Here is an 11,660-nt window from a genome sequence, read left to right as displayed (position 1 = left end):
GTCATGTCGAACCCTCCGAAACGGCGCACGCCGAAACGTGCCGCCGCCGAACCCTCCGTTACTGCCGACGTCGCCGCGCCCGTCGCCGAAGAGCGCGAGCCGCGCGGCGCGCGGCGCAAGCGTGAAACCCGCGGGCGCCTGCTCGACGCTGCGCTGAAGCTGATGGCCGAAAGAGGCATGGAAGGCGTGGCCATCAACGAGATCACCGAGGCCGCCGACGTGGGCTTCGGGTCGTTCTACAACCACTTCGAATCGAAGGAAGCGATCTACGAGACGCTCGTGGAGACGGTATTCGGCGAATTCGCCGATTCGCTGGATCGCCTGGCGAACGGTTTGTCCGATCCTGCCGAGGTCGTCGCGGTTGCGGTGCGGCACACGCTGATCCGCGCACGGCGAGAGCCGGTGTGGGGCCATTTCCTGATCCGCGAGGGGTTTTCGGCGCGCGTGCTGACGCTTGGCCTCGGCCAGCGGCTGTTGCGCGACATCGAGCGCGGCATCGCCGCGCAGCGCTTCGTGGTGGCCGATCCGTTCATCGGTTTCCTGTCCGTCGGCGGCACGGTGCTGACCGCGATCGCCGCGGAACTCAATTTCGTTGCGCCCGGCGCGCCGGCCGCCGACGTGCTCGCGCAGCTGGGCTTCAGCGGTGAGCACTTTCCCGAACGCACCGCGGCCACGCTGCTGCAGACGCTGGGGCTCAAGCGCGCGGAAGCCGAGAAGATCGCGAGCCGCCCGCTGCCCGTCGTCGAGCCGGCCGACGCGCCGCAGTGATGCGGCCGGGCGGCCGCGATACCGGCCGCCCGTTCCGGTTCGCCGCGTTGCCGCGGCGCCGGCTCAATCGTCGGACGTGTCTGGCGTGCCGCGGCCCGCGGCACGACGCGCGACTGTCGGGTCGGGTCCGCCCGCGCGACAGTCGGCGGGCGCCGCTGCGTGCGTGGCCACCGCGCGAATGCCGGCCGCGATCGCGTGCGCGAGCGCATCGAGCGCGCGGCGATGCGCATCGACGAGCGCATCGTAGCCCGCCGACGCATCGACTCGGACGATGCTGCGGCACGTCAGTGCCCGTTGCGCGGGCGGGGCCGCCGCCGCGGCGCTGACGCTCCAGGTTGCGTCGAGCAGCACGTGCGACGCCGGCCACGATTCGATCCGCTGGACGTCCACGGCGATCCGGTAGACGGGCGTGCCGTCCGGATAGGCAACGCGGTGAACGTCGATCGCACCCAGCCCGGACGCGATGCGCGTCGACAGCCCGTCGCGCATTTCGTCGCCCAGCGGGGCGGCCCAGCGTTCCTGCTCCAGGATGTCGGCCAGGCCGGGGCCGCGCTGCACGACGAGCCGGGTGCCGTCGGCGGGCGCCGCGACGTGCAGGGTCTGGATGTCGATCAGCCATGCGGGATGGGCGGCGCGGTCGCCGCCGGCGCCGGCCGGCGCCGACAGCGTGTGAAAGTGCACGGGCGGCGACGCGCATGCGCTCAGCACGGCAAGCGCGGCGCACGTCGCGATCCGCGCGGTCATGCGAAGGCGGCGAAACAGGCGCGCGTTCATTGCCGGTCTCCCTTCTTGCCGAACAGCAGCGCTTCCGGATGACGCTCCAGATAATCCGCGAGCGCGTTCAACGACTGCAGCGTATGCGTGAGCGACTGCATCGCTTCGTGCACGTCGGATTGCATCGGCGAATTCTGCCGCAGCGTGGACTCGGCCGCGTCGAACGTGCGTTGTGCGGCCGCCAGCGTGTCGTGCGCCTGCGGCACGACCTGCTGGTCGAGATGGCCGAACAATTCGTTCGCATGCGCGAGCGCGCCGTTCAGGTTGTTGCCGATACGGTCGAACGGCACCTGGTCGAGCTTGCGCGCGATGTCGGCGATCTGCACCTGCAGTTCGTCGAGCGTGTTCGGCACGGTCGGCAGCTCCACCGGCGTGCGGTGCACGTCGACGCTCGCACGCGGCGCTTTCGGGAACATGTCGAGTGCGACATAGAGCTGGCCGGTCAGCAGGCTGCCGGTGCGCAACTGCCCGCGCAGCCCCTGTACCACCAGGTGCTCGAGCAGTTCATGGCCGCCGGCCGTGTCCGGTGCAGGGAGCGCCGTGTCGCTGTGCCGGCTCAGTCGCGATGGATACAGCGCCATCGTGACCTTCATGCTGAAGTTGCGCATGCGTTCGTTGTACTCGATGCCGATGTTGGTGACCTGGCCGAGTGCGATGCCGCGCAGGTCGACCGGCGCGCCGACGGACAACCCGCGCAGCGACTGGTCGAAGCGCATCACGACCATCAGCGGTGTGCCGTCCGGATCGCGCATCGCGTCGGCTTCGTCCGGCGCGAGCCGGAACGATGCGTTGTCGGCGGCTTGCGGCGCGTCCGGCTGGCCAGGCGGAGACTGGAATGCGAGCCCGCCGACGACGACCGTCGCGAGTGATTGCGTGTTCAGTTTCAGGCCGTTCGAGTCGAGCCGCAGGTCCACGCCGCTTGCGTGCCACCAGCGCGTGTTGTTGTCGACGTATTTGTCGTAAGGGGCATTCACGAACACCTGCACGTCGACGCCTGTACCTTTTTCGTCGAGCGAGAAGCCGACCACCTGACCGACCTGCAGATGCCGGTAGAACACCGGCGAGCCGATGTCGATCGAGCCGAGCGAGTCGCCGTGCAGCCGATAGCGTCGGCCCTGCTGGTCCGCGGTGACGGCGGGCGGCGTTTCGAGGCCGGTGAACGCGGTTTCCTTCTGCGGGGAGCGGCCGAGGTCCGCGCCGATGTACGCGCCGGAGAGCAGCGTGCCGAGCCCGGAAATTCCGGTCGCGCCGATGCGCGGCCGGACGACCCAGAAGCGCGTGCCGCGGTTCGCGAAGCGCGCGGCATCGCGGGTCAGTTGAATCGCGACGACCACGCGCTTGAAGTCGGGGGTGAGCGTGATGCTCTGGACGGAGCCGATATCGACGTCCTTGAAGCGGACCTTGGTCTTGCCGGCTTCGAGACCTTCGGCGTTGGCGAACGTGACGGTGATCGTCGGGCCGGTCGCGGCGACGGTCCGGATCACGAGCGACAGCCCGATCAGCGCGCATACGAGCGGCACGATCCAGACGAGCGATGGAATCCAGCGGCTGCGCGGCCGGATCTCGGGTTGAGGTAAATCGAACGGATGCATCGTTTTGGAATTCGAAAGAAATCGGCGGGCTGGCGCCCGTTCACGAGGTTCGACGCGCGGCCGTCGGGCCACACGCGCCGTCCCAGATCAGCCGCGGATCGAACTGCATCGACGCGCACATGGTGAGCACGACCACGGCGCCGAACTCGAGCGCGCCGGGGCCGGGCGTGATGTCGGCGAACGTGCCGAAATGCACGAGCGCAATCGTCAGCGCGACGACGAACACGTCGAGCATCGACCAGCGGCCCACGCACTCGACGAGCCTGTGGAGTCGTGCGCGTTCGCGCGGGCGCCATCGCGCGCCGCGATGCGCGGCCGTCGCCTGCAACGCGAGGATCGCGAGCTTGAGCATCGGCACGAGCACGCTGGCGACGAACACGACGACGGCGAGCGCCCAGTCGCCCGACGTCCAGAAGTACGCGACACCGCCGAGGATCGTGTCGTCCTCGGCCCGGCCGAGCGACGTCGCGCGCATGACGGGCAGCAGGTTCGCCGGGATGTAGAGCAGGGCGGCGGCGGCGGCGAGCGCGGCGGTGCGCGCGACGCTGCGCGGGCGCCGCGCGTGCAGCGGCGACCCGCAGCGCGTGCAGCGCTGGCCGTGCGCGGGCGCGGGCTGCACGCGCGCGCAGTGATGACACGCGATCAATCCGGCGGCGTGGGCCGTGAGGCCACTCGAGCCGCTGCTGCCGCCGGTAGCCGGAAGTGCGTCGGGTACCGTGATGCCGCCTGCGGACGGCACCGGATCGTCGGCGTCGGACGGCCGCAGCGCGACGAGTTCGTCGCGCGCATTCCACAGGCCGGCCGGCTCGATCGACGACAGGAACGCGAGCATTCCGGCGAGGCCGGCGAACGCGAACAGCGCGGGCCCGGCGATCACGTGCGCCACGCTCGTCATCTTCACCATCGTGACGAGCACGCCGAGCATCAGCACTTCCACCATGCTCCACGGCCGCAATCGCTGAACGGCATGCAGGACCGGCGCGAAGCGCCGCGGCACGCGCGCTGCGCGCAACGGCGCGAGCAGGTACAGCCACGCGGCCAGCTCCAGCAGCGGAAACAGCATCGTCGTGCCGAACACGAGCACCGCCACGACCGGCTGGCCGTTCGACCACAGCGCGCGAACGGCGTCGGCCAGCGTCGCGTGCGAGACGACGCCGGCCGCGTCGAGCGCGACGATCGGGAAGATTTGCGCGACGCAGTACATGAGCAGCGCGGCAAGCGCCAGCGCGCACATCCGGTCGAGCGTCTTGGGGCCGGGCGCCGCGCCGCTCACGCGCGCGCCGCATCGGGGGCAGTGTGGGACCAGCGCCCGCAGGCGCGGCGGACGCTGGAGCAGCAGATCGCATTCGTGGCATGCGATCACGTTGTCGGGTTTCATCGGGAATCCATCAGGCGGCGTAACGGAAGCGCGACGCGCAACACGCGACACGTCGCGCGTCGGGCTTCGGAACCATGAATTCGCCCGGCGTGGCGCGAAAGGCGCGCGACCGGGCGCGTCGGGATAGGCGCCGGCTATTGCCGGGCCGCGATCGTCGCGTGGGCGTCGGGCGGCAGTTCGCCCATTGCCTGCAGCAGCGCGGCCGTATCCGTCATCCGGCGGCTCGCGGCACGCACCGCGTCCAGTTCCGCGCTCAGATAGCGTTGCTCGCTCGCCTGTTGCGCGGACATGGGCACCGCGCCCAGCGCGCGGCGTTGCGCCGTTTCGTCGAAAGCCGCGCCCGCGGCACGTGCCGCGAGTTCGTTCGCCTCCAGCGCTTGCGCGTCGTTGTCCAGCGCCGCGAGCGAATCGGCGACGTCCCCGAACGCGGACAGCACCGCCGCCTTGTACTGCAGCACGGCCGCGTCGTACAGGTCGCGCGACGCGCGCCGGTGAGCCAGCAGCGCGCCACCGTGGAACAGCGGCTGCGACAGCCCGGCGCCGACCGCCCACAGCCCGCCCGCACCCGACAGCAGCGCGGGCCAACTGAAGCCGCCGCGCCCCATCGACGCGGTGAGCGACAGGCTCGGGAACATCTGCGCGGTCGCCTCGCCGACGTCCGCCGCCGCGGCCCGCACGGCGGCCTCGGCCGCGCGGATGTCGGGGCGCGCTTTCAGCAGGTCGGAAGGCACGGCCACCGGCACGTGTTCCGGCAGCGACAGCTCGGTGAAAGCCGGGATCGGCGGCGGCGCGTCCGGCGTGCGGCCGAGCAGGATCGCCAGCGCGTGGACCGCGCTCGCGCGTTGCTGGCGCAGCGCCGGCAGCGTCGCCGCGAGCGACGCTGCGCCTTGCGTCGACGCCAGCGCCTGCGCGTGGGACATCGCGCCGAGCGCGTAGCGCTGCTGGTCCTCGGCCGCGGATGCTTGCGCGACCGCCACCAGACGCTCGGTCAGCAGGATCTGGCGATCGAGCGCCGCCGCGCCGATCGCGGCGCCGACGATGTTGGCGGCCAGCGCACGCCGCGCCGCTTCGAGCTCGCAACCGCGCACGTCGACGCGCGCGGCGCTGGCCGCATTCGCATAGCGCGTCGCGCCGAACAGGTCGAACGTGTAGTGCGCCTGCAGCTGTCCGACGAATACGTTGTAACGCAGGCTTTGCGCCCCGGCGCCGGAGATGTCCGGGGTGCGCGTGCGCGCAACCTGCGCGTTCGCGTCGAGCGACGGCAGCGTCGACGCGCCGATCTGCGCGCGCAGTTCCTGCTGTGCGGCGGCGAGCGTTTTCTCCGTCGCGGCCAGTGTCGGATTCGCGCGCAGGCCTTCGTCGACCAGCGCGTCGAGCGCGCTGGAGCGATACAGGCGCCACCATTGCGGAACGGGCGCGGCGCCGACGTCGAATTGCTGCGCGACACCTTGCGCAGCCACCGTCTGCCGCACCTGCGGCTCTGCGCCGTAATGCGCGGGCGACGGCATGGCGGGCGGCGTGCTGCTCGGGGCCAGCGCGCAGCCGCTCAGGCCCAGCGCGGCAGTCGCGGCCAGCGCCGTAGTGATACGAGAGAGTTTCATCAGCATGTCTCCGTGGACGCGATGTCCGTTGCGCGCGACTCGCGTTCGTCGGCGCGCACCTTGAAGCAGGTCGCATAGAGCGCCGGCAGGAAGAAGATGGTCAGCACCGTCGCGATCGTGATGCCGCCCATCAGCGCGGTTGCCATCGGGCCGAAGAAGCCGGAGCGCAACAGCGGGATCAGCGCGAGCACGGCGGCCGCGGCGGTCAGCATGATCGGCCGGAAGCGGCGCACCGTCGCGCCGACGATCGCGGTGAAGCGGGGCTGGCCGGCCGCGATGTCCTGGTCGATCTGGTCGACCAGGATCACCGAATTGCGCATGATGATCCCGAACATCGCGATTACGCCGAGCAGCGCGACGAAGCCGAACGGCTTGCCGAACAGCAGCAGCGCGGCGACCACGCCGATCAGGCCGAGCGGCGCCGTCAGCACGACGATGAACGTGCGCGAGAAGCGCTTCAGCTGGATCATCAGCAATGTCAGCACCGCGATGATCATCAGCGGCATCTGCGCGTTGATCGACGTCTGGCCCTTCACGCTTTCCTCGGCCGCACCGCCGATCTCGATCCGGTATCCGGCCGGCAGCGTCGCGCGCACCGGTGCGAGCGCGGCGTCGATGTCGCGCGTCACGCCGATGCTCGGCGCTTCGCCGCGCACGTCGGCCTGTACGGTGACCGTCGGCTGACGGTCGCGCTCCCAGATCACGCCGTATTCGAGCGTGTCGCGCACGTGGCCGATGGCGGAGAGCGGCACCGGGCCGTGCGGCGTCGGGATCGCGAGGCCCGCGAGCTTCGACGGATCGACGCGCTCGCTCTTCGGCGCGCGCAGATCGACGTCGATCAGCTTGTCGCGCTCGCGATACTGCGTGACCGTGTAGCCCGACAGCGTCATCGCGAGGAAGCTCGACACGTCCTCCGACGTCACGCCGAGCTGGCGCGCCTTCAGTTGGTCGATCTCGAACGACACCGAGCGCTCGGCCGGCTCGTCCCAGTCGAATTGCACGTTGCGCGTGCGGCTGTCGGCGCGCACCTTGTCCGCGACCTTTTCCGCGATGCCGCGTACGGTCGCGATGTCGTCGCCGCTCACGCGGAACTTGATCGGAAAGCCGACGGGCGGACCGTTTTCGAGGCGGGCAACGCGCGTGCGCACGGTCGGGAAGCTGTTTGCCAGCGTCGATTCAAGCCAATGCGACAGGCGATCGCGCGCTTCGATGTCCTTGGCCGTGATCACGAACTGGGCGAAGTTCGGTTGCTGGAGTTGCTGGTCGAGCGGCAGGTAGAAGCGCGGCGCACCGGTGCCGACGAAATCGATCACGTGGTCGATTTCAGGGCGGCCGTTCAGCACCTTCTCGAGCCGTTTAGCTTCGCGCAGCGTCGCGTCGAACGACGCGCCTTCGGGCAGTCGCATGTCGACCAGCAGTTCGGGGCGCTCCGAGTTGGGGAAGAACTGCTGCGGCACGCGCGTGAATGCCGCCATCGCAATCGCGAACAGCACGGCTGTCACGCCCAGCACGAGCCAGCGGCGCTCGATGCAAGCCGAAATCCAGCCCGACAGGCGTCGGTAAAAACCGGTCTCATAGACATCGTGATCATGTGCATGCGCACCGTGATGCTGTTGCTCGGGCAGCATGTGATAGCCAAGCAGCGGCACCAGCACGACGGCCGCGAACCACGAAACGATCAGCGAGATCGCCGACACCTCGAAGATCGAGCGCGTGTATTCGCCGGTGCTCGACTTGGCGAGCGCGATCGGCAGGAAGCCCGATACCGTCACCAGCGTGCCGGTCAGCATCGGAAACGCCGTGCTCGTGTACGCGAACGCTGCCGCGCGTGCGCGGGTCCAGCCTTGCTCGAGCTTCACCGCCATCATTTCGACCGCGATGATCGCGTCGTCCACCAGCAGCCCGAGCGCGAGCACGAGCGTGCCGAGCGACACCTTGTCGAGGCCGATGCCGAACGCGTGCATGCACAATGCCGTCACGGCGAGCACGATCGGAATCGTGATGACGACGACCATGCCGGTGCGCAAGCCCAGCGACACCAGGCTCACGACGAGCACGATCGCGACGGCTTCACCGACCGCTTCGACGAAGTCGTCCACCGAATGCTTCACCGCATGCGGCATGCTCGACACCGCGGTCAGCTTCAGGCCGGCCGGCAAACCGCGCTGCAGCTCGGCCGCCTTCGCGTCGAGCGCCTTGCCGAGATCGATCACGTCGCCGCCTTTTTGCATCGTGACGCCGATGCCGAGCACCGCATGGCCGTTGGCGCGCATCTGCGTGACCGGCGGATCGTCGTAACCGCGCGTGATCTTCGCGACGTCGCCCAGGCGGAAGGTGCGGCCGTTCACGGTGACCAGCATGTCGGCGAGCGCCTGCGTGTCCTTGAACGCACCGGTCGGTCGGACGAACACGCGATCGTCGGCCGTCGTGATCGTGCCCACCGGCGCGACGGCGTTTTGCGCGTCGATGGCTTGCGCGAGCTGCTGCGGCGTGATCGCGAGGCGCGTCAGCTGCGCATTCGAGATCTCGATGAACACGTGCTGGGCCGGATCGCCAAAATTGTCGACCTTCGCGACGCCCGGCACGCGCAACAGCGCCGTGCGTATCCTGTCCGCATAGTCGTGCAGTTGCGCGGGCGAATAGCCGTCGCCTTCGAGCGCATAGATGTTGGTGTAGACGTCGCCGAATTCGTCGTTGAAGAACGGGCCGACCGTGCCCTTCGGCAGCGTCGCGCGTATGTCGCCGACCTTCTTGCGCACTTGGTACCAGGTTTCCGGCACCTGGTCGACCGGCGCCGAATCCTTCATCGCGAAGAAGATCATCGACTCGCCGGGGCGCGAGTAGCTCTTGATGTTGTCGACGTACGGCGCGGCCTGAAGCTGGCGGCCAATCCGGTCGGTGATCTGTTCCTGCACCTCGCGCGCGGTCGCGCCGGGCCAGTAGGTCTGGATCACCATCGTGCGGAACGTGAACGGCGGATCTTCCGACTGCGCGAGGCGCGTATAGCCGATCACGCCGAAGATCGTCGCGAGGCCGATCAGGAAAATCACCAGTTGCTGATGTTTCAGCGCCCAGGCCGAGAGGTTGAAGCGATTGTCATCGCGCGTTGCGTCGTCGGCGTGTGCGACGTGGCCGCCGTTGTCCGGCGTGCGGTGTTCCGGAGCATTCATGACGTGAGGTCCTCCGCATGCAGCGGCGGTACCACGCGCACGTGCTGGCCGTTGCTCACCGTGTGAACGCCTTGCATCACCACGCGCTCGTTTTCCGCGAGACCGGAGGTGATCGTGACCGTGCGCTCGTCGTAGCGACCGACCGTCACCGGGCGCAGCTCCAGCGTGTCGCTGCCTTTGCGAACGACCCAGACGGCCGGCGCATCGCCGCGATGGAATAGCGCGGTGGCGGGCAGCGTCACGGCGTGGTTCGCGCCGGTGTCGGCGGCGGCGTCGATTGCGATGCTGGCGGTCATCCCGGAGCGCACCTCCGGCCCCGGCGCGACCAGCGTCAGCTTCACGCGCCAGGTGCGGCTTTGCGGATCCGCGGCCGCCGCGACTTCCCGCACGCGCGCGTCGTACACCTTGCCCGGCAGTGCCGTCAGGCTGACGTGTGCAGTGCGGCCTACCGCGAGATCGGGCAGGTCGCGCTCCGCGACGTCGCAGACGATGTCGAGGTCGCCGCTCCAGTCCAGATGAAACACCGCCTGCCCCGGCTGCACGTTCTGCCCGGTATCGGCATCTTCCGACGTAATGACGCCGTCGTGATCCGCAACCAGTGTCGCGTAGCGCAGCTGATCGCTCGCGAGCGCCATTTGCGCAAGCGCGGAATCGCGTTGCGCCGCCGCCGACGCATACGCATCCTGGGTCGTTTCCAGCTGGGCAGGGGCGATCAGGTTCGCCTGGGCCTGTGCGCGATCGCGATCCAGCTGCTGCTTCGCATACGCGACGCGGTGCTCGGCGGCATCGAGCTGGGCGCGCGCGTTCAGCAGCGTGTTGTGCAGATCCGTCGGATCGAGGGTCGCGACGGTCTGGCCGGCCTTGACGGTGTCGCCGAGGCGCACGCGCCGCTCGACGATCTTGCCGCCGACCCGGAACGACAGCGGCGTCGAATAGCGCGCCTGAACCTGCGCGGGCAGTACGCGCTGCGCCGAACCGTCGGACGCATGGACGGGCAGCGCGACCACGGATTGCGGCTCGGGCGCGGCGGCCTCGTGCGAGTGGCAGGCGGTGAGCAGAATCGCACAGCACGCGAGCGCGATCGGGGCACGCCGAACCGGCAGTGCGATGCGTGTCAGAAACGGGCGCGTCGAAGTCCGCGCGTCAAGACCGGGTGATTTCACGATGTTTCCAGGACAAGTGAGGGGTCAACTTAAAAAGGGTTAGGCGACGACGGCAGGTCGCCCCGCCTCATGCAGGCGGACGCGTGCGTTTCCGCCGACGTACGCCTGACGATCAATCAGTACTCCGATGTTCAAAGTGCAGACAATTCCGTTTCATCGCGCGTGTCGATCCGGCTGGACGCGCGCTGCGGTGGTCGAGCGTGCGTCGGCGTGGCCGTTCGCACGTCGCCATCGTTCATCGGCGCGAGTCGGATGCCCGTCGGACGCGGCGCTGGACCGGAACCGGTTCTGCGATTTCCGAGATTAAACTCATAACTGATAAAGTTGTCAAGTATGAGTGAGTAATCTAGAATTGCGCCATGCAGAAGATTCTTTCGAACAACGGAGGCGCGCTCATGGACGACACACCGGCCCGGTCTCGCCGCTCGAGCACGTCAGCAGGCGACGCGCCACCGCGTCAGCCGCGCGGGGCGCGGCGCAAGGAAGCGACACGCATGCGCCTGTTGCAGGCTGCGTTCGCGCTGATGGCGGAAAAAGGGCGGGACAACGTGGCGATCAGCGAGATCACCGAGACGGCGGATGTAGGGTTCGGCTCGTTTTACTACCACTTCGATTCGAAGGACGGCATCTTCGCCGCGCTGACGCAGTGGGTGTTCGACGATTTTGCCGACGGGCTCGAGCGGCTGGCGAGCGGGTTGTCCGATCCGGCCGAGGTCGTTTCCGTGTGCGTGCGTCATACGCTGATGCGCGCGCGCCGCGAGCGGCTCTGGGGGCGCTTTCTGATGCGGGAAGGTGTGTCGGCGCGCGCGCTCGACCACGGGTTGGGCCAGCGGCTGAGACGCGACAGCGAGCGCGGAATCGCGGCGCGGCGCTTTGTCGTCGGCGATCCGTTCATGAGCGTGCTCGCGATGACGGGCACGATCCTCGCGGCGATCGCGGCCGACGCCTATGCAGCCGACGCAGCGGATTCGGCCGATGCGGGCGCCGCCGCGGCGCCGTCCGGACACGACAGCCGGCTCCCCGAGCGCGCGGCGGCGGTCGTATTGCAGACGCTCGGCCTCACGTGGGCGGAGGCGCGGGACGTGGCGAACCGGCCGCTGCCGCCGGGCGATTTCGCCGCCGCATCGAGCGGATGACCGGCGGGTGCCGCGCGGCAGGGTCGCGTCGGCCCGGCCGCCCAACCGTCACGGCGATCGGCCGGGCATCGTTGCATG

8 protein-coding genes are annotated in these 11,660 nt (G+C 69.2%); 2 read left to right on the top strand and 6 right to left on the bottom strand.

The features are described 5' to 3' along the window. The first annotated feature begins 3 nt into the window (after positions 1 to 3). A complete protein-coding gene (locus WK25_RS17345; RefSeq protein ID WP_038570824.1) occupies positions 4 to 768 on the top strand; it encodes a TetR/AcrR family transcriptional regulator in 765 nt (254 codons plus the stop codon). Between the two features lie 63 nt (positions 769 to 831). Here WK25_RS17345 and WK25_RS17340 read toward each other — a convergent pair whose 3' ends face one another. The 6 genes from WK25_RS17340 to WK25_RS17315 form a co-directional block, all read right to left on the bottom strand. Then, positions 832 to 1,542 carry a PqiC family protein gene (locus tag WK25_RS17340; RefSeq protein WP_069242204.1) on the bottom strand — a complete coding sequence of 237 codons (711 nt, stop codon included), beginning with the start codon at positions 1,540 to 1,542 and terminating at the stop codon, positions 832 to 834. After that, entirely contained in the window at positions 1,539 to 3,134 is a 1,596-nt protein-coding gene (locus WK25_RS17335; protein ID WP_069242203.1) for an intermembrane transport protein PqiB, read from the bottom strand. The genes WK25_RS17340 and WK25_RS17335 overlap by 4 nt, the downstream gene beginning before the upstream one ends. A gap of 40 nt (positions 3,135 to 3,174) precedes the next feature. Then, positions 3,175 to 4,512 (bottom strand): PqiA/YebS family transporter subunit, encoded by a 1,338-nt coding sequence (locus WK25_RS17330; protein WP_069242202.1) that lies wholly within the window; start codon positions 4,510 to 4,512, stop codon positions 3,175 to 3,177. A gap of 134 nt (positions 4,513 to 4,646) precedes the next feature. Next, the gene (locus WK25_RS17325; RefSeq protein WP_069242453.1) at positions 4,647 to 6,113 is read right to left on the bottom strand and encodes an efflux transporter outer membrane subunit; all 1,467 of its coding nucleotides are present in this window, start codon (positions 6,111 to 6,113) and stop codon (positions 4,647 to 4,649) included. Continuing rightward, on the bottom strand, positions 6,113 to 9,283 hold the full coding sequence (locus WK25_RS17320; RefSeq protein ID WP_069242201.1) for an efflux RND transporter permease subunit: 3,171 nt from the start codon (positions 9,281 to 9,283) through the stop codon (positions 6,113 to 6,115). Before WK25_RS17320 ends, WK25_RS17325 begins: the two co-directional genes overlap by 1 nt. Continuing rightward, positions 9,280 to 10,446, bottom strand: coding sequence for an efflux RND transporter periplasmic adaptor subunit (locus WK25_RS17315; protein ID WP_054315819.1), 1,167 nt, complete (start codon positions 10,444 to 10,446; stop codon positions 9,280 to 9,282). The genes WK25_RS17320 and WK25_RS17315 overlap by 4 nt, the downstream gene beginning before the upstream one ends. Positions 10,447 to 10,940: 494 nt before the next feature. Between WK25_RS17315 and WK25_RS17310 the strand changes: the two genes are divergently transcribed. Continuing rightward, on the top strand, positions 10,941 to 11,582 hold the full coding sequence (locus WK25_RS17310) for a TetR/AcrR family transcriptional regulator (RefSeq protein WP_156432159.1): 642 nt from the start codon (positions 10,941 to 10,943) through the stop codon (positions 11,580 to 11,582). The last annotated feature ends 78 nt before the right edge of the window (positions 11,583 to 11,660 follow it).

Source organism: Burkholderia latens (assembly GCF_001718795.1).
GTDB lineage: Bacteria > Pseudomonadota > Gammaproteobacteria > Burkholderiales > Burkholderiaceae > Burkholderia > Burkholderia latens_A.
Note: the sequence above shows the minus strand (reverse complement) of the source record. Positions and strands in the feature narration are given on the sequence as shown.